17 protein-coding genes are annotated in these 17624 nt (G+C 72.4%); 5 read left to right on the forward strand and 12 right to left on the reverse strand.

What is annotated here, in order from left to right; translation table 11 throughout:
- Positions 1 to 154: 154 nt before the first annotated feature.
- Together MRBLMG1_RS31590 and MRBLMG1_RS31595 are read left to right on the forward strand one after the other, a co-directional pair.
- Complete coding sequence (locus tag MRBLMG1_RS31590; protein ID WP_367827589.1) at positions 155 to 604, forward strand: DoxX family membrane protein; 450 nt, start codon at positions 155 to 157, stop codon at positions 602 to 604.
- Positions 604 to 1071, forward strand: a complete 468-nt coding sequence (locus tag MRBLMG1_RS31595) for a Zn-ribbon domain-containing OB-fold protein (protein ID WP_367827590.1) — start codon at positions 604 to 606, stop codon at positions 1069 to 1071. Before MRBLMG1_RS31590 ends, MRBLMG1_RS31595 begins: the two co-directional genes overlap by 1 nt.
- Here MRBLMG1_RS31595 and MRBLMG1_RS31600 read toward each other — a convergent pair.
- The 4 genes from MRBLMG1_RS31600 to MRBLMG1_RS31615 all read right to left on the reverse strand — a co-directional run bounded on the left by MRBLMG1_RS31600 (position 1060) and on the right by MRBLMG1_RS31615 (position 7977).
- Positions 1060 to 3033, reverse strand: a complete 1974-nt coding sequence (locus MRBLMG1_RS31600; protein WP_367827591.1) for a protein kinase domain-containing protein — start codon at positions 3031 to 3033, stop codon at positions 1060 to 1062. The genes MRBLMG1_RS31595 and MRBLMG1_RS31600 overlap by 12 nt on opposite strands.
- Positions 3034 to 3144: 111 nt before the next feature.
- On the reverse strand, positions 3145 to 5409 hold the full coding sequence (locus MRBLMG1_RS31605) for an FG-GAP repeat domain-containing protein (RefSeq protein WP_367827592.1): 2265 nt from the start codon (positions 5407 to 5409) through the stop codon (positions 3145 to 3147).
- Between the two features lie 55 nt (positions 5410 to 5464).
- Complete coding sequence (locus MRBLMG1_RS31610; RefSeq protein ID WP_367827593.1) at positions 5465 to 7732, reverse strand: FG-GAP repeat domain-containing protein; 2268 nt, start codon at positions 7730 to 7732, stop codon at positions 5465 to 5467.
- A 113-nt stretch (positions 7733 to 7845) separates the two neighbouring features.
- Positions 7846 to 7977, reverse strand: a complete 132-nt coding sequence (locus MRBLMG1_RS31615) for a hypothetical protein (protein ID WP_367827594.1) — start codon at positions 7975 to 7977, stop codon at positions 7846 to 7848.
- A gap of 78 nt (positions 7978 to 8055) precedes the next feature.
- On the opposite strand from MRBLMG1_RS31615, the gene MRBLMG1_RS31620 reads away from it, so the two are divergent.
- Complete coding sequence (locus tag MRBLMG1_RS31620; RefSeq protein WP_367827595.1) at positions 8056 to 8517, forward strand: hypothetical protein; 462 nt, start codon at positions 8056 to 8058, stop codon at positions 8515 to 8517.
- A 77-nt stretch (positions 8518 to 8594) separates the two neighbouring features.
- Here the strand turns inward: MRBLMG1_RS31620 and MRBLMG1_RS31625 are convergent, their stop codons facing one another.
- Both MRBLMG1_RS31625 and MRBLMG1_RS31630 read right to left on the reverse strand, forming a co-directional pair.
- Entirely contained in the window at positions 8595 to 9473 is an 879-nt protein-coding gene (locus MRBLMG1_RS31625) for a GNAT family N-acetyltransferase (RefSeq protein ID WP_367827596.1), read from the reverse strand.
- 173 nt (positions 9474 to 9646) lie between these two features.
- Complete coding sequence (locus MRBLMG1_RS31630) at positions 9647 to 10723, reverse strand: alpha/beta hydrolase family protein (protein ID WP_367827597.1); 1077 nt, start codon at positions 10721 to 10723, stop codon at positions 9647 to 9649.
- A gap of 85 nt (positions 10724 to 10808) precedes the next feature.
- Here MRBLMG1_RS31630 and MRBLMG1_RS31635 point away from each other — a divergent pair, with 85 nt between their 5' ends.
- Complete coding sequence (locus tag MRBLMG1_RS31635; RefSeq protein WP_367827598.1) at positions 10809 to 11765, forward strand: ArsR/SmtB family transcription factor; 957 nt, start codon at positions 10809 to 10811, stop codon at positions 11763 to 11765.
- A gap of 40 nt (positions 11766 to 11805) precedes the next feature.
- Here MRBLMG1_RS31635 and MRBLMG1_RS31640 read toward each other — a convergent pair whose 3' ends face one another.
- Genes MRBLMG1_RS31640 through MRBLMG1_RS31655 form a run of 4 tightly spaced genes read right to left on the reverse strand, consistent with a single transcriptional unit; the run spans position 11806 to position 13884 of the window.
- Positions 11806 to 12096: a hypothetical protein gene (locus tag MRBLMG1_RS31640; protein WP_367827599.1), complete on the reverse strand. Its 291-nt coding sequence runs from the start codon at positions 12094 to 12096 to the stop codon at positions 11806 to 11808.
- A gap of 59 nt (positions 12097 to 12155) precedes the next feature.
- Complete coding sequence (locus MRBLMG1_RS31645; RefSeq protein WP_367827600.1) at positions 12156 to 12782, reverse strand: HAD family hydrolase; 627 nt, start codon at positions 12780 to 12782, stop codon at positions 12156 to 12158.
- Positions 12779 to 13024, reverse strand: coding sequence for a DUF397 domain-containing protein (locus tag MRBLMG1_RS31650; protein WP_367827601.1), 246 nt, complete (start codon positions 13022 to 13024; stop codon positions 12779 to 12781). The genes MRBLMG1_RS31645 and MRBLMG1_RS31650 overlap by 4 nt, the downstream gene beginning before the upstream one ends.
- Entirely contained in the window at positions 13021 to 13884 is an 864-nt protein-coding gene (locus MRBLMG1_RS31655) for a helix-turn-helix domain-containing protein (protein WP_367827602.1), read from the reverse strand. Before MRBLMG1_RS31655 ends, MRBLMG1_RS31650 begins: the two co-directional genes overlap by 4 nt.
- A 91-nt stretch (positions 13885 to 13975) precedes the next feature.
- Between MRBLMG1_RS31655 and MRBLMG1_RS31660 the strand changes: the two genes are divergently transcribed.
- Positions 13976 to 14377, forward strand: a complete 402-nt coding sequence (locus tag MRBLMG1_RS31660) for an ATP-binding protein (protein WP_367827603.1) — start codon at positions 13976 to 13978, stop codon at positions 14375 to 14377.
- A gap of 289 nt (positions 14378 to 14666) precedes the next feature.
- Here the strand turns inward: MRBLMG1_RS31660 and MRBLMG1_RS31665 are convergent, their stop codons facing one another.
- Entirely contained in the window at positions 14667 to 16964 is a 2298-nt protein-coding gene (locus tag MRBLMG1_RS31665; RefSeq protein ID WP_367827604.1) for an FG-GAP repeat domain-containing protein, read from the reverse strand.
- Between the two features lie 102 nt (positions 16965 to 17066).
- Positions 17067 to 17576, reverse strand: coding sequence for a mycothiol transferase (locus tag MRBLMG1_RS31670; RefSeq protein ID WP_367827605.1), 510 nt, complete (start codon positions 17574 to 17576; stop codon positions 17067 to 17069).
- Positions 17577 to 17624 lie beyond the last annotated feature (48 nt).

Genomic DNA, 17624 nt, shown 5'->3' on the forward strand with positions numbered 1-17624 from the left:
GTGTACACGCAGTGGGTCTCGGTCAAGAGGGATTTCGGTTGCGAATCGGTCACGTGCGCGCGGCCCGCACCCCTCCGTGCCCGCCTCTTGCGCTGCACGCCCACCCTGCGCTGAACTGACATACCGTCAGATCAGGCTCTCCGAGGGGGCGCGCATGCAGACCGTCTGGCTCACCGGCGCCGAATGGCTCGCCGTCCTCCGCATCGGCCTCGGCCTGTGGTGGCTGGAGAGCTGGCGCCACAAGGACAAGAAGGGCTGGTTCGAGCGCGGTACCGGCATCGCCTGGGCCGCCGACGTCGCCGGCAAGCACCGCTGGCCCCAGGTCAAGAAGGGCTTCGACACCGTCGTCGCCCCCCGCCCCAAGCTCATGGCGTACGTCGTCGTCTATGCCGAACTCGCCCTGGGACTCGGCCTGGTCGTCGGCTTCCTCACCCCGGTCGCCCTCGTCGCCGGCCTCCTCCTCAACCTCCTCTACCTCGTCCTGATGATCCACGACTGGGCCGAGCAGGGGCAGAACGCGATGATGGCGCTCATCTCCCTCGTCGCCCTCCTCGCCATGTCCTGGCAGACCTGGTCCCTCGACCACGCGATCGGACTCTTCTGATGACGGCGAAACCCGCGACGCCCGCGACGGCCGCGAAACCCGCGACGCCCGCGAAACCCGCGACGGCCGCCACCCCCGACATCGACGCCTTCACCCGTCCCTACTGGGACGCCGCCGCCGAAGGCCGGCTCCTCGTCCGCCACTGCGCCGCCTGCGACCGCGCCCACCACTACCCGCGCGAGTTCTGCCCCCACTGCTGGAGCGAGGACGTCCGCTGGGAGCCGGCGAGCGGACGGGCCACCCTCTACACCTGGTCGGTCGTCCACCGGAACGACCTCCCGCCGTTCGGCGAGCGCGTCCCGTACGTCGCCGCCGTCGTGGACCTCGCGGAGGGCCCGCGCATGATGACGGAGGTCGTCGGCGTGCCGGAGGCCGACCTCCGGATCGGGATGGATCTGGAGGTCGCCTTCCGGGCGGAGGGGGACGTCGCGGTGGCGGTGTTCCGCCGCCCGCCCTCAGAGGGCTGAGATGTTCCGCCAGAGCTGGCTGCCGTCGGAGCCGCAGGTGTAGGTCATGGCGAACGAGCCGGCTGTCAGGCACCGGCCGTCGCTCATGTTCTTGAAGGTGCGGCCGGCGGAGGTGGAGGTGAGGACCTTCCAGGACTGGAGGCTCGCTCCGTTGCAGGCGGCAGTCGTGACGGAGGTGTTGCCGGCGGGCTGGAGGCAGCGGCCGGACTTCCTGTTGATCAGCCGGAAGGTGCCGTTGCTGCCGGGCGAGTAGGTCCACGCGTACCAGTAGGTGGCTCCGCTGTTGCCGGGGGCGCCGCACTCGGCCGAGGTGACGATGACGCCGAAGCCCGCGTCGTACTCGGCCAGGCAGTTGCCGCTCGACCCGTTCTCGAGGGAGTACGTCCCCGAGGGCGCCGAACCGCCGGTCGGCGGCGGCGCGGGCCTGGCGGTCGTCGGCTTCGGGGCGGGCTGCGTCGTCGTACCACCGGAGCCGGAGCCGGACCCGGACCCGGAGCCGGAGCCGGACCCCGACCCGCCGGGTGCCACGGTGGTCCCGCCGGCCCCGCCCCCGCCCCCGGGCGGCGTTCCTCCGCCGCCGGCCCCGCCGCCCGCGCCTCCGCCGTCGGCGGGCGGCGGGACGGGGGCGCCGGGGGAGGAGCCGGGCGGGGTCGAGACGGGCGGCTTCGAGGACGGGGCCTTGGAGGAGGGCGAGCCGGGCCCGCTGGACGGCGGCACGGCGGCGGGCTGAGAGACGGTCGCGGTGGCGGAGGGCGAGGTGCTGGGGCCCGCGCCGAGGCGGCCGATCTCGTACGGGCCGAGGGCCACCGTGAGGGTGGTGCCGGTGGCCACGACGACGGGGACGGCGAGCATGACGAAGCGGTTGCGGCGCTTGCGCTGATCGCCGGAGGCGCCCCGGCCGGTCACGGCCAGCGGGTCGGGCGAGGTGGTCGCGGGCTCCTTGCCGGGCTGCGGGGTCAGCGGCGCGGTCGCGACGTCCTCGGAGGGGTCGGCCTTCTCCAGCTCCGTCAGGTGCTCGGCGGTCGGGGCCCCGGCGGCGAAGGCGGCGCGTTCGCCGATCCGCTCGGCGACGGCCGCCGGCCAGTCGGCGCCCTCGGCCCGCTCCTCGGTGAGTCCGACGAGCTCCTCGGCCGTCGGCCGGTCCGCGGGGTCCTTGGCGAGACACTTCCGTACGAGCTCCGCCAGTTCGGGGTCGTCGTCGGCGAGGCGTCCGAAGTCGGGCTCTCCGTGGACGACGCGGTAGAGGAGGTCGGGGCCGGAGCCGTCGCCGAACGGGGGCCGGCCGTTGGCCGCGTACAGGAGGAGGCTGCCGAGCGCGAACACGTCGGCCGCGCCGGTGAGGCGGCGGTCGGCGACGGCCTGCTCGGGGGCCATGTAGGCGGGCGTGCCGATGACCATGCCGGTCTTGGTCAGCCGGCTCTGGTCGGCGGCCCGGGCCACGCCGAAGTCGATGAGCGAGAGGCCGTCGCCGGTGAGCATGACGTTGGACGGCTTGAGGTCGCGGTGCACCATGTCGGCGCCGTGGACGACCCGGAGCCCGGCCGCCGCGTCCCGGAGGAGCCGCCAGAGGGCGGCGCCGGTGAGCGGGCCGCCGTTGAGCCGGATGGCTTCGTTGAGGGTGATTCCGGGGATGAACTCCGTGGCGAACCACGGGGGTTTGGCCGTGCGGTCGCTCGCGAGGAGCTTGGTGTTCGCCCCGGCGGGCAGCCGGGCGAGGTTGTCCAGCTCGTGCCCGAAGTGGCTCAGGAAGTCGGGATCCTCGGCGAGCACGGGAAGTACCCGCTTCACCGCCGCGAACTTGCCCGGCACGGCGCCGAGGTACACCCGGCCCATCCCCCCGGATCCGAGCACCCCGAGCAGCCTGAACGCCCCGATCCGGCGGGGATCCCCCGCTTCCAGCGGTATGGCCCCGCTGCCGGTCAGACCGTCAAAACTAGAGTTGTTTTCCAGTTCCCCCTGCATGGGCCACACAGTAGCCGAGCCCCCTTCCGATCTGAATATCGATCAGGTGAAGGGGGCTCGACATCAACTTCACGTCAAACAAGGCGAGTTGGACGGGTTGTCCGGAACATCCTAGAACCAGTCCCGGTCGGTCATCGAGTTCGGGAAGTAGTTCTCGACGCGCGGCTTGAAGGGCGCCTGCCAGTCCCCCGTCCCCCCGTACCAGTACATGCGCGCCGTGGGGTCGGACCTGTCGAACGCCACGAGGTCGTTCCGGCCGTCGCGGTCGATGTCCCCGACACCGACGAGCCGGGCGTACGTGTTCCAGCCGGTGCCGATCTTCGTGCGGGGCGCGAAGCTGCCGTCGCCCTTGCCGAGGTACTGCCAGAGGACGCCGTCCTTGTCGCGGGCGACGAGGTCGCCGGCGGGGGCGCCGGCGATGTTCCCGGTGGCGGTGACCTCGTTGTAGACGCCCCAGCCGGTGCCGATCTGCTTGCGGGGGCCGAGGGGCGTGCTGGAGTTGCCGGTGGCGGGGTAGAGCCACAGGCCGCCGACCGTGTCCGTGGCGAGCACGTCGGGCCTGCCGTCGCCGGTCAGGTCGCTGCCGCCGGTGATCTTGTCGTAGATCTGCCAGCCGGTCCCGATCTTCACCGGGGGAGCGAACGCGAGGCTCCTCGTGCCCGGGAAGAACCACAGGCCGCCGTTCTTGTCGCGGGCGAGCACCTCAGGCGCCTTGCTCGTCCCGCCGAAGTCGCCGGGCGTGACGAACCGGTCGTAGGTGCGTCCCCAGCCGGTGAGCGTGGCTCCCTTGAACCAGTTGAAGCCCTGTTGGGACGGAAGGTAGGAGCCTTCGATGACGGACACGTCCCCGGTGGCGGAGTCGACCGCGAACAGGTCCGGCGAACCGTTGTCGGAGAAGTCGTGCGACTTCGGGGCGCGGACGACCTTCATCGTGCCGCTCAGCCCCACGCCCTTGCCGACGCCGTCGAGCGGGGTGACGCCCATCTTCCAGACGTAGTCGCCGTTGGTGACGTCGCCCCACGGAGTGAGCCCGCCCTCGTAGGAAGAGCGGTTCCCCTCCCACGTGAGGGTCATCGTCCCGGGGCCGGTCGGGCCCTCCGTGGGGCGGATCTCGCCGGACCACTCCGTGACCGTGGGCGTCTCCGCCTTCGAGATGGTGACGCTCACCCGCACGTTGCGGCGGCTCACGTCCACCGTGAACGGGACGGCACCCCGGTTCTTGTCGAGGTCGAGCACCGCGGGGATGTCGGGCCCCGCGGTCACGGAGACCCCGGTCTTCTCCCCGGTCGCCGCCACCGGCTCCCGCGTGACCGAGGCGCCGCCCCGCACCCGGTACAGCCCCTCGCCCTCGCTCTCGGCCACCGACCCGCCGCGGACGAGCAGCGAGCCGTCCGGGGCGGCCGTCACGCTCGTCACGTGATCGATCCACGGCGTCCACCCGGACGCCCCGTTCAGCGAGACCGCCCTCGGACCCTGCCGCGCCTGGAACGGATCGGTCACGTCCTCCCCGTAGACCACCCAGCCGTCGACCAGGCCCACCTTCATCGCGCCGCCGCCGGTGTTCAGCGTCGTGGCCGCACCGGTCTTCCGGTCCACGACGATCAGGTGGTCGTCCACGAAGCCGTCCGAACGCGGCGTCTCCTGCACCCACGCCACGTGCGTCGCGGAGAGCGCGGCCGACTGCCCGTAGCCGACGGGACCCGCGTTGTCGTACGTCTCCGTGACCGCCCGCGTCCCGAGGTCGACCACCGCGAAGTGGCTCTTCCCGGCCGACTGGTAGCCGACGAGCGCGGTCCCGGGGATCCCGGCCGCGAAGGTGAGCGCGCTCGCGTCCGCCGGCAGCCCGGTCACGGCGTGGTTCCCGGTGCTGCCGTCGGCCTCGTGGGTGACGAGGTGCAGCAGGGTCCCGCCGTCGGCAGGGGCCACGCTCGTCAGGACGGTGCCGCCCACCGCGCCGATCGGCGTGTGGACACCCCCGCCCAGCATGTTGGTCCAGATGTCGACCGGCGCGGCGCCCGTCGCCATGTCCCTGAGCCGGACCGTGTTGATCCCGGGCCGCGTCACGACCACGTCCGAAGCGGCCCCCAGGACCTCCTCCTGACCGAGGTCGCTCGTCGTGCCGTCGGCCAGCCGCGTCCACCGGTACTCGCCGGCGTCGCTCTTGCTCAGGAAGCCGGTGTCCCCGGCACTCACGATCTCGGACGCGAGCGGGAAGGCGATCGGGGCCTCGGCGGTGACCGCCGCCACCACGGCCGGGGTCCCGGCGACGGCGACGGGGGCCGCGACCAGCGTCCCGGCGGTGACGGCCAGCGACGCGGCGATGGCCGCGGTGAGCATTCTCGACCGGGACGGCGTGCGGTGCTGTGGACGGGGCAAGGCTCGGTTCCTGTTCCGTGAGGCGGACGGCCATGTGGTGGTGCGGGAAACGGGGCTAGAAGACCAGGCGCGCGTCGTGCGCGGCCGCCCACTTCGCGGTCCGGGGACCGAAGGGAGCGCTCCAGGCGCCCGTGCCCTTGTAGACGTAGACGTTCTTGTTCGGGTCGGACGGGGTGCGGACGTAGGCCATCAGGTCGTTGAGGCCGTCGTTGTCGAGGTCGCCGAGGGCGAGGATCCGGCTGTACGCGTTCCAGCCGCCGCCGATCCTGGTGCGGGGCGCGAAGGTGCCGTCGCCCTTGCCGAGGTACTGCCAGAGGACGCCGTCCTTGTCGCGGGCGACGAGGTCGCCGGCGGGGGCGCCGGCGATGTTCCCGGTGGCGGTGATCAGGTTGTAGACGCCCCAGCCGGTGCCGACCTTCTTGCGGGCGGAGAAGGGGGCGTTGACGTTGCCGGTGCCGGGGTAGAGCCAGAGGACGCCGGCCTTGTCGGTGGCGAGGAGGTCGGGCTCGCCGTCGGCGTTCACGTCGCTGCCGCCGGCGATCTTGTCGTAGATCTGCCAGCCGGTGCCGATCCGGGTGCGGGCCGAGAGCGGCTGGTCCGCCATGCCGCCCTGGTAGAGCCAGAGGTAGCCGCTCCTGTCGCGGGCGACGACGTCGGGCTGGTCGGTGCCGCCGAGGTCGCCGGGGACCGAGACGCGGTCGTAGACGCCCCAGCCGGTGCCCCACCTGGAGTCCCAGCCGGTGGTGTCGTCGTTGCGGACGAGCTCGCCCGCCGCGTTGACGCTCAGCAGGTCGGGGACGGCGTTCTTCGTCCAGTCGTGCGGGCGGGGAGCGCGGGTGACGGTGAACGTGCCCCTCAGCTCGACCGACTCCCCCACGCCGTCGGTCGGCCGGACCTCCGCCTTCCACTCGTACAGCCCGTTCGACGCGGTCCCGCTGGACCCGTAGTCGCCGGTGCCGTAGTCGTAGCTGCCGTCCCATCTGACGCAGAGGGATCCGGACGTGCCGCCGCAGGAGCCGTTGCCCTGCCACATGTAGGAGTAGTGGTCGATCTGCCCGGGCGGCGAGATGATCATGTGCACCGCCACGTTGGGCCGGTCCACGTCGAACGTGAACACCGCGGGGCGGTTCTTGTCGAGGTCGACCACCTCCGGGACGTCGTACCCCGTCACCGAGAGCTGGGTGACCTCGCCGCTGCCGGCCACCAACCGCCGGTCCACCTCGCCCTCGCGCGCCGTGACGCGGTACAGCCCCTCGGCCTCGCCCTCCGCGAGCGAACCGCCCCGGACGAGCAGCGTGCCGTCGGGCGCGCCGGTGAGGCTGGTGGCGTGCTCCAGGAGCTCCTTGTCCGGGGCGCCGGCCAGCGACCTGGCGACGAGCGGATGGCGGTCGGCGCCGGAAGCGGTGTCCTTCCCGAACTCGAACACCACCCAGGAGCCGGTCAGACCGACCCTGACCTCGGAGGCGGTCCCGGCGGAGAACCGCTGCGTCACGCCCGGCCGCTTCCGGTCGGCGACGACCACGACCGGCTGCGGGTTCCCGTACAGCGGCGGCATCTGCTCCACCCACGCCACATGGGTGGCGGAGAGCGCGAGGTGCGGGGAGGTCCGTGCCGGGCTCGGGTTCTCGTACCTCTCGACCACCGCGTACGTGGCCAGGTCGACCACGGCGTAGCGGGGCTTGGCATCGGACACGTACGAGACGAGCGCGGTGCCGGGGATGGCCGACCGCATGACGATGCGCGTGGCGTCAGCGGGCATCCCGGTGACGACGCGGTTCAGGAGGGTGCCGTCCGCGTCATGGGAGAGGACGTGCAGCACCTCGGTGCCCGTGACGGTGTGGGCGGACGTGAGGACGGTCGCTCCGACCGCGCCGATCGCGATGTTCACCCCGCCGCCGAGCCCCACGAGGGGCACCTCGACGGGCGCCGCGCCGGTCGCCATGTCCCGGATCTGCACGACGTGGTCGCCGGTCTGCGTGACCACGACATCGGAAGCGGCCCCCAGGGCCGGTCCTCCCGCACTCGCGAGGACCGTCGAGGTCCCGTCGGCGTAACGGGTCCAGCGGTACTCGCCGTCGGCGCTCTTGCTGAGGAATCCGGTCTCGCCCGAACTGACGATCTGGGACGCCTTCGGGAAGGCGATCACCTCGTCGGCGGAGGCGGAGGCGGAGGAGACCGCGGCGGCGGACACCGACACCACGGCCGGGGCCGCGGCGCCGGCGGCAGGAGCGGACGCCAGCGTCCCCGCGGTCACGGCCAGCGAGACGGTGACGGCCGCCGTCAGCCGCCGGGACCGTGAAGTGACGCTCGATGCGTAGGGCAACGCCGGCTCCCTGCATGTTGGGGTGCGGCACGGGGCGCGCCACACCCCAACAGACATGCGAGGGAGCCGAGGGGTTGTACGGAGATCGACTTCCCTTCCGCAGAGGCGTACGCCTACGGCAAGCTGTAGACCTGGAACCCGTAGCCGATCTTGACCGGCGGCTCGTAGAGCGCGCCCGACGCGCTGCCCGTCCCCGAGTACCGGAACAACTCACCGCTCGGCTTGCGCGCGATCAGGTCCGACACGCCGTCCTCGTCGAGGTCGCCGACCGCCCACCGGACTCGGCACCGCGGGGTCAGCGATCAGCACGTCGAGGAGGGCGAGTGGACGAGTCGGATGTCCCGCGGCGGGAGCCGGTCTGGCTGGTGGCGGCGAACGTCGTGGCCTGGCGTCGGTGCGGGGTCGGCGGCCGGGAACTGCGCCCCGGGACGAAGAACTTCAAGGGCGGGGCGAAGGTCTACGTGGTCCACGTGTACTGGGGCCCGGGCGGCGAACGGCTCACGGTGCTCGGACGCGAACGGCACACCAGCCGGTGGATCGCCATCGACACGGCGACCCGCCACCTCCACGGCTTCCGACCGAAGCTCGTCCACACCCCCCGCGTCCTGGAACGTCTGCACGAGGCAGGACGCGAACTCGGCCCCGGACCAGGTGAGGACCACGCGGTGGAAGTCGCCGCGACACTGGAGCGGTACGCGCGCCGGGACCGCGCCCGGATATCCCCCTACAGCCCGCACCCGGACCGATGCCTGTGCCACGCCTGCCTCACCGGCGAAGCCGGCTAGGGCGTGTCCTGGGCGTGTGGCGACAGCGCGGACGGGCCGGGCGGGGTGATGCCCCGGTCCGGCCCGTGCGCTCTCTGCTAGAGGTCGAGCTGATGCCGGTGCGTCGTGTGCGTGGGCGTGTAGCCGAGACCGTCGTTGATCCGTCTCATGGGCGCGTTGCCGTCGGCGGTGTCGGTCAGGAGGCCACCGAGGTCCGGATAGTTTCTCCGGGCCTGTCGGATCGACTCGGCCTTCATCCATCGGCCGAGACCGTGTCCACGGTGCTCGGGCAGCACACCGGTGCCGTAGTGCTGGCCGTCACCTGTGCCGCTGCCGGGGACGACGAGTTCGGTGAACCCGGCGATCGAGCCGTCGGAGGCGTCGACGGCGACGACGGTGTGCAGGTGGTCGCCGCGCTGTTCGACGGCCTTCGCCGCGGCCCGCACGCGCTCCACGTCCCAGGTCACGGTGCCGCAGTCGGCGTCGTCCATGGGCATGTCGTCCATGGCGCGACGTGATGCGGCGAACGCCCGGGCGAGGTCGTCGGGGACGGTTCCCCGCCATGACGTCAGCCGGTAGCCGGGATGCGGACGCTCGATGATCTCGGCGAGGACGGCGGTATCCACGTCGGCCAGGGGCAGGCGGGTGAACCTCAGGGTGAGGACCCTGCGGAAACCCCGCGCCGCCAGGAAGTCGTCGCCGGGCGACCCGGCTTCCGCCTGCGCGACGACGCAGCGTCGCGCGTTGTCCCGGGCGGTCGCCACGGCGGTGTCGAGGAGCCGGGAGCCGACGCCCTTGCGGCGCTCCGCGGGATGAACACGGAGGTCGAGCTCGGCCATGTGCTCCTGTCCGCCGTCGAACAGGCGCAGAAAGGCCGTCCCGGCAGGGATGGAATCCGCGTCCGACGCCAACCAGGCGAGACGCCGGCCGTGCGGCCCGTGAGCGGGGTCGGTCAGTGGGGTGATGCGAAGGGACAAGGTGTCTCCGTCGTGAGGAGGTGGCAAAGGTCCGTACGCGAGCTCGACTCCTGGGCACTCCTGCGCATGTGCTCCACACCTCCTCGTCGACAGTGCCGCCCCGCACCCGTGCGGACGGCTGGGTGAACCTAGCTGGCCGACCGACTCCCGGGCAACGGGTTAACGAGAAGGCGCTACGCGCGTGTGTGGTGATGGCGGGCGAAGAAGGCGCCCACCCGGGCCCGTACCTGCGCGAGTGCCACCACCGGGTCGCCGGTGCCGATGAGCGCGGCCCGCGCCGTCGGCGTCACGAGGCCGGCGGTCTGGAGCCGTGCGACGAGCGAGCCGTAGTCGGTGAACGCCCAGTGGTTCGCGTCGGCGAGCAGCACGCGGCGGCCGGGAAGGCCCGCCCAGGAGGACTCGATGCGGGCGGCACCCTCGAATCCGTCGGTGCGGAACAGCAGCGACGGCCGGTCGACCGGCGTCGGGTACAGGTCGAGATAGCCCTCCAGGTTCGCCACCGCGCCGATCCTGCGGTCCCGGTGGGCCGCGTACACCGCCGCCGTGCCGCCTGCGGAGTGCCCGTACGTCCCGATCCGGCCGAGGTCCATGACCGGTGCGAGCGGCAGGTCGCCGAGCCGGTCCAGGACCAGGCGGAGGTCCGCGATCCGGGTGTCCACCATCGTGCGGAAGGTCGCCGGGTCGGGCGGCCCGGTGAGGACGGTCGTGCGCATCCCGGTGGGCAGTTCCACCTGAGAAGCGTCACCGGGGTGGTCGACGAGGACCACCACCCGGCCGTGGCTCGCCAGGTCCTCGGCGAGGGTCGTGCCGAGCGTGCGGGAGTCACCGCCGCCGGGTGAGTACACCAGCACCGGCCGCCGCCCCGGCAGCGGCGGCGCGCCCACGTACCCGTGGGTGAGGACCGCGCCCCAGTCCACCGCTCCCGGCTCCGGCAGCCCCGGACGGACGTGCGGCGCGTACGCGGCGAACACCTCGGCCTCGGCCGGGGTGAGTTGCGGGGCCCGCGAGAAGCCGCGCACCGATCGGGCCGGGTACAGCACGGTCAGCATCAGCTCCCGCACGCCGCCCACCCACGGGTCCGAACGGACCGGGTCCGTCAGATGGACCGTCCGCATGCCCACGGGATACGGGCCGGAGGGCGCGGGCAGCCGGAGGAACGAGCCGCCACCGGACGCGGACGCGGCCGTGGGCAGCAGGGCGGCGGCACCCCCGAATAGGGTGCCCTTCAGAACAGTGCGTCGAGAGGTCATACGACCATCCTTGGGGCGGGGGCCGCCGCGTCGCGAAGCTTCACGCCCCGGCCGAAAGGCTGGCCCAGGACGAGGAGTTGTGCGGGTGCTGCGCATCCACTTCACCGCGGAGGACTTCGCCCGGATCCGCTTCGCCCCCCGCCCGGCGCCGCTCCAGGAGCTGCACGCCGCCCTGACGACGGTCGTGGCCCAGCACGGCGGGCCGCTGTTCGCGCCGTGGCGCGGCCGCGTCCTGCGCTCCCTCCCGGCCGCCACCGACCCGCTCGCCGACCTGGTTCCGGCGGGCCGCCCGCCCTCCTTCCTCGACGTCCTCGGCGACACCGTCGCCGACGGCTTCGAACGGATCCGCGCCACCAGCCCCGCACTCGTCCGCTCCGAGCTGGAGCGGGTCCACGGTCCTGTGCCTCCCCCCACCTGGATACGCGGCCTGCACGCGGGCGACAAGACGGCCTGGCGCACCCTGCACCGCGCCCAGCAGGCCGCGTACGAGACGGTCCTCGCCCCGGTCTGGCCCGTCGTACAGGACCTGCACCGCGAGGAGTTCACCCGCTACGCCCTCACGGTCGCCGAGCACGGCGTGGCCGCCACACTGACCGTCCTGGCCCCGGGCAGCCGACTCCACGAAGGTGTGTGGGAATGGCCCGGCGCGGCGCCGGACCGCGACGTCCGCCTCCATGGGCGCGGCCTGGTCCTGCTGCCCACCTTCCACCACCCGGCGGGCCCCCTCCTCCAGGACACCCCGGGCCGCCCCGCGGTCCTGACGTACCCGGCCGGTCCCGGACTCCCGCCCGCCGCGGAGCGCCCGGCCGCCCCCGCCGAGACCCTCGCCGCCGTCCTGGGCCGCACCCGACTCGACGCCCTGCGCCTCCTCGCCGAGCCTCACACCACGACCTCCCTGGCCCGCGCCCTCCACGTCAGCAACGCGACGGCCTCGTCCCACGCGGCCGCGCTCAGATCCGCGGGCATGGCGACGACGACCCGCACAGGCCGCTCGGTCACCCACCGGCGCACGGCCCTCGGCACACTGGTCGCGGGCGCGTGACCGTCTTACGGATGCCCCCCCGAGCCGTATCGGCCGGGACCTATCGGTCAGGGAATCGGGACCAACCGATCAGGGCGGTTCCCGGAAGGAAGAGCGAGGCCCCCACCGCCATGAGCGTGGCGAGGGCGCTCCCCGTCGGCGTGATGGCGACGACGCCGAAGAAACAACACAGTCCGCCGCCCACGAGCACCTGACCGATCCCGTGCGGGACGGGCCGCAGGACCCGCGCTCGCTCCCACGGATGGATCCACCCGGTGACCAGCTCGACCACACCACTGATCGCCACGGCCAGAGAGAACGCGATGGCCACCCCCGTCACCACGTACCGCATTGCCGCCTCCCCCCGTTCCACACGAGCGCTCGAAGCCCGCCGGCCCCGGCCCCGGAAGGCTAGGCCCTGCCGGCAAGTTCCAGGATGTGGGGTGCCGCCTCCGCCAGGGACGCGAAGTGCCGGTGGGCGCCCACGTCAGCGGTCCCGTTCACGGACCACACCGTCATCCCGGCCGCCCGCCCCGACCGCACCCCCGACGGCGCGTCCTCGATCACCAGGCAGTCCGCCGGATCCGCCCCCAGCTTCTCCGCCGCCATGAGGTACGGCATCGGCGACGGCTTGCCCTCCGTCACCGCGGCCGCGTCCACGATCAGCCCCGGCAACGGCAGCCCGGTCCTCTCGAACCGCCCCCGCACCCGGTGCTCGTAGTTCGACGTCACCAACGCCCACCGGCCCTCCGGCAGCCCACCGAGCAGCTCGGCAGCCCCTTCGAAGGCCCCGTACGTCCCTGTACGCACGTCCTCGTCCTCCAGCTCGTGCAGGAGGGCGAGGCACTCGTCCGGGTCCGCGTCCGGAACCACCGACGCGAACGTCTCCACCGGCCGCGTCCGCAACGCGACGGCGTACACCTCCTCCCCGTCGAGCCCGTACCGCGCAGCCCACTCGTGCCACATACGGCGCTGGTTCTCGACGGCGTCCATCAGCGTGCCGTCGACATCGAAGAAAACGAAGCTCTCGGAGATCACGCCCCGGATGCTACGTCCACGAACGCGGCCCAGGAGGAGGGGGATACGGCGAGCTGGGGGCCGTGGGGGTTCTTGGAGTCGCGGACGTGGACGAGGGCGGGGTGGACGGCTACTTCTACGCACTCGCCGCCTTCGGCGCTGCTGTAGCTGGACTTGTGCCATTCGTAGGCGACTTCGATGCAGTTGCCGCCCTCGGGGCCGCTGTAACTGCTCTTGAACCAGGCCAGACCCGTGGTGTTCATCGTTCTCCCAGCAGTTTCTCGATCCACGTCAGCGACTCGTGTTGCGTGAGCGCCTGGGACCGGATGATTCCATAGCGCTCGGCGTACTGGCGGACCTCTTCTGGGCCGGTGATCAGCCGCGCGTGTCCGTAGACCTCGGTGTACGCCGTTTCCCGTCGCCCCCTGGGCGTGATCAGAGTGAAAGGCGAGCCCAGGTAGGGGTGTTCGTACCGATCCTGCGGCATGATCTGGAAATCGACCGTACGCTTCCGAGCCACTTCCAGGATGCGCCGGAGCTGCTCGCGGTGAACCTCGGGTCCGCCGAACGGACGCAACAGGACGGCGGCCTCCAGGACGAAGCTGATCGTTGGGGCGGGCCATTTCTCAAGCAGGACCTGACGGGAGATCCGGTCGGCTACCCGCTTCTCGACGGTCGTCTCGTCCAACATGGGACGAAGGTGCTCGAAGAGGCAACGCGCATAGGCGGGCGTCTGGAGAATGCCCGGCACCGCCTGCACCTCGTAGTAGTGCAGCGCCACCGCCTTCGCCTCCTCATCGGCGAAGTCTCGGAACCAATCCGGATGCCGCACCCGCGCCCTGCCCTGCGCATCCCTCAGCTCCTCCAGGACCGCCTCCAGCACACCCCCCGCCCCCAGCACGGGGTCCATCCGCACCAAGAAGTCCGGCTGCGGCACCCGAACCCCCCGCTCGATCGCGGACACCAGGTCCTCGCTGCAATGCGCGATGTCCGCCAGCTCGCCCTGGCTCAGGCCCGCGTTTTTCCGCAGCACTTTGAGCTGTTTGCCCAGCGCCCTGAAAAGGTGCGCCGTCCCGTCCACCTCGGAGGGCCGTTCCGGCCGCTCCTCCTCGTTTCCCGACATCCGTACCGCCCTCGTGGCGCACCCGTACAGTTACCCAGCGTCGTCGCGTCGCTGCTGGTCAGCGTACGGCTGGGGGGCCAGGGTCGGGGGCATGAAATCCGAAACCTCCACCCCAACCGGTGAGTTCGCGCTCCGGCTCTCTGCGACGCGCCGGGGCGCGCGATTGGCGCGGTTACTGGCCGTGCAGCAGTTGCGTGAGTGGGGGGTGACCGGGCCGGCCGCCGAGGCGGCGGAACTGGTGGTCGCCGAGCTCGCCAACAACGCGGCCCTCCACGGCAGGGTGCCGGGGAGGGACTTCGAGGTGCGGATGGAACGCGGCGAGGACCACGTACACATCGAGCTGTCCGACGCGCGGGGCGAGCGGCGGCCGCAGCCGCGCCCGGAACCCGACGAGGGCGGCTACGGGCTGCTGCTCGTGGCCGCCCTCGCCACCGCGTGGGGGGTGAGGGGGCGGTGTGTCGGGAAGACGGTGTGGGCGACCGTCAGAACGTGACGTCCGCACTGTTGCCCAGCCGTTCGTCGAGCTCGCGGGTCGGGGCCGAACGGCCGGAGCCAGTCGCCGGTGCCGGGGTGGCGGTCGGCTCGCCGGTGGTCGCGAGGAGTGTCGTCTCCGGCTTGCCGCTCTCGCCGACGGCGACGCGGTAGAGGCCCTCGTTCTCGGCGAGCCACGCCGATGCGGGTGGGGAACACGGTCGTGGCGCCGTCCGAGGGTGGGGAGGAGCGGGGGAGGGAGGGGGCGCCGTCGATGACGAGGCGCCCCCGGACGTCGGGAGACCCTCGGGTCAGAAGACGATGGTGTTCACGCCGGTGTTGCTCAGGACCTCGGTGCCGGTGTTCGGCGCCAGGGGGGCGTTCAGGTTGCCCGTACCGGCGTAGAAGCCGGAGCGGAACGTGAAGAGGTCGTTGCGTCCGTCCTGGTTGGCGTCGCCGAGGGGGACCAGTTCGCCCTGCGACTGCCAGCCGGTGCCGATCTGCGTGCGGGGGGCGAGGGTGCCGTCGCCCTTGCCGGGGTACAGCCAGAGGGCGCCGGCGGTGTCCGAGGCGATGAGGTCGCCGGCTGCCGTGCCGCCGATGTCGCCGGTGGCGGCGATGTGGTTGTAGATGCCCCAGCCGGTGCCGATCTTCTTGCGGGCGCCGAGGGGGGTGTTGGTGTTGCCGGTGCCGGGGTAGAGCCAGAGGCCGCCGGTGGTGTCCGTGGCGAGGACGTCCGCCTTGCCGTCGTTGGTGAGGTCGGAGCCGCCGACGATGTGGCTGTAGACCTGCCAGCCGGTGCCGATCTGCGCCCGCGGGGCGAAGCCGCCGTCGCCCTTGCCCTGGTAGAGCCAGAGGTTGCCGTTCTTCTCCCGGGCGAGGACGTCGGGGACGGACGTGCCCGCCACGTTGCCGACGGACTCGATCCGGTCGTACACCTGCCAGCCGGTGCCGACGACGACCGGCTGACCCGCCGCGAGGAGGCGCTTGGTGCCGGGGTCGTAGGTGGTGTCGATACGGCGCAGGATGCCGGAGCCGTCCCGGGTGAAGAGGTCGGGCGAGCCGTTGTCGTCGAAGTCGTGGGACTTGGCGGTGCGGACGACCTTGAAGGCGCCGGACCGGGAGACGTCGGGGCCGATGCCGTTCTGCGGCTTCGCCTGGAGGGACCAGGTGTAGTCGCCGTTGTAGGCGGACTTCGGGGCCTCCGCCACCGGGTGGTCGAAGACTCCCGTCCAGCGCATGCCGAACGTTCCCTCGGTGCCGGGGTCGACGGCCGGCTTGCGGGTGTACGTCCGGCCGGTGCGCTGGTGGGTGAGGGTGATCGTGACGTCGGCGTTGCCTCGCGAGAGCTGCCACTTCAGGTCGACCTGGCGCGTGAGGTCGAAGTCGATGGTGGCCGGGACCTGCGCGCCGAGGTAGGTGAGCGCGGTCGGCTGGTTCGTCGTGGCGACGAGCTCGACGGTGGGCTCCTGGCTCGTGCCCGGCGAGACCCGGTAGAGGCCCTCGCCCTTGTCGACGGTGCCGCCGCGCACGAGGAGGGTGCCGTCGGCCGCGGCGGCCGTGGAGGAGGCGTAGTCCGTCAGCTGGACGGGGTCGTTGACGGGAGCCGGATCGGTGGCTTCCGCGGCCGCCAGGTCGAGGGCCGTCAGCTGCGTGTCGGGGAATTTCCCGGGCTCGGTGAGCGTGCTGGGCACGCCGTACACCAGCCAGTTCTTCACCAGGCCGAGGTGGTACCCGTCGGCCGCGTTCACGGAGATCCGGTTGGCCTTCTTCGTCGCGCGGTTGACGGTGACGATGGCGGTCCCGTCCGGGCCGGAATCCATCCAGGCGACATGGCCGGTCGACAGGGCGAGAGCGCTGCTCAGGTAGCCGACCGTGGCGGCGGGGTACGTCTCCACGACCGCGCCGGTCTCCAGGTCGACGACGGCCCGCGCGGCCGTGGGCTCGTCGAAGGTGCCGGCGGCGTAGCCGACGATCACCTTGCCGTCGACGGCGGGCGCGTTGGTGAAGAGGCTGTGCGCGGTGCCGGGCAGTCCGGCGACGACGCGCTCGTGCTTGGTCCCGTTCTCGTCGGTGACGATCAGCAGCTGCTCCGTGCCGAGATCCGTCGTCCTCTTGGCGAGGACCGTCCTCGGCCCGACCGCCTTGACGTACGTGGCCCGCAGCGAGCCCAGGTCGAACGAGACGGAGCCGGCCCCGGGGTTCCCGAGGTCCCTCAGCGTCACCGAACGGAACTGCCGCGCCGGGGACATGTCCCCGCGCACGAAGATGTCGGTCCCCGTGGTGTCGAAGCCGGCGTTCGCCGACGTGAAGTCGGTCGGCGCGCTGCCGTCGTACGGAGTCCAGCGCAGCTGCTGATCGCCGTACTGGTCGTTGGGCCCCTGCGACAGGAAACCGGTGGTCCCGGCGCCCACGACCTTCGCGTCGGTCGGGAACGGGACCGGGGTGGCGGCCTCCGTGACGCCGGTGGCGAAGGCGGCGAGGGCCGGGGTGGCGGCGAAGGCGGCCGGGGCGGCGGCCGGGGCGCCGGCGGTAATGGCGAGGACGGCGGTCGCGGCGGCGACGAGACGGCGGCGGGAGAGGCGTATGGCAGGGCGTGCGGAGGGCAAGGTGGTCCCTTCAACAGACGATGCGATACGCACACGTGTGCGTATCGCATCGTCAGACTCTTGATCAGCCGAAGGGGTTGTACGGAGACGCCGGGCGCGGGGTCAGCCGCGCCGCTCCACCACTCCCCGCACGTACGCGGCCTGGCCGGCGTGCTGGAGGTCGTCGGCGATGACGGAGACGAGGCGGACGCCGAGGGTGACAGGGGGGTCCCAGGCGGTGTCGACGACGCGGGCGAGGTCGGCGTTGGTGACGGAGGAGACCAGGTCGGCGGTGCGGGCGTGGACGGCGTCGTGGTAGCCGAGGAGGAGGTCGGCGGGGGCGCGGACCTGGGCGACCTGGGCGGTGCTCTGGCCGTAGCCGGTGGCGAGCGGGGGGAAGGGCAGGCCGAAGCGGGTGGACCAGCCGTCGGAGGTCCAGAGCTGGTCGGTGGCGAAGGCGTCGGAGAGGTGGTCGTCCTGGACGCGGGTGAGGTGCCAGACGAGCCAGGCGATCGTGTTGGCGTCGGGGTCGACGCGCGCGGTGAGCTGCTCGTCCGTGAGGCCGTCCACGGCCTCGTGGACGACCTCGCGGATCCGGCCGAAGGAGTCGACCAGCAGGGCGGCGCTGTTCATGGGGGCTCCTCTGGGTGGAGGCCGTCCGGGCGGGGGACCTCGGCGGAG

The organism is Streptomyces sp. LMG1-1-1.1 (assembly GCF_040815545.1).
Taxonomy (GTDB): domain Bacteria; phylum Actinomycetota; class Actinomycetes; order Streptomycetales; family Streptomycetaceae; genus Streptomyces.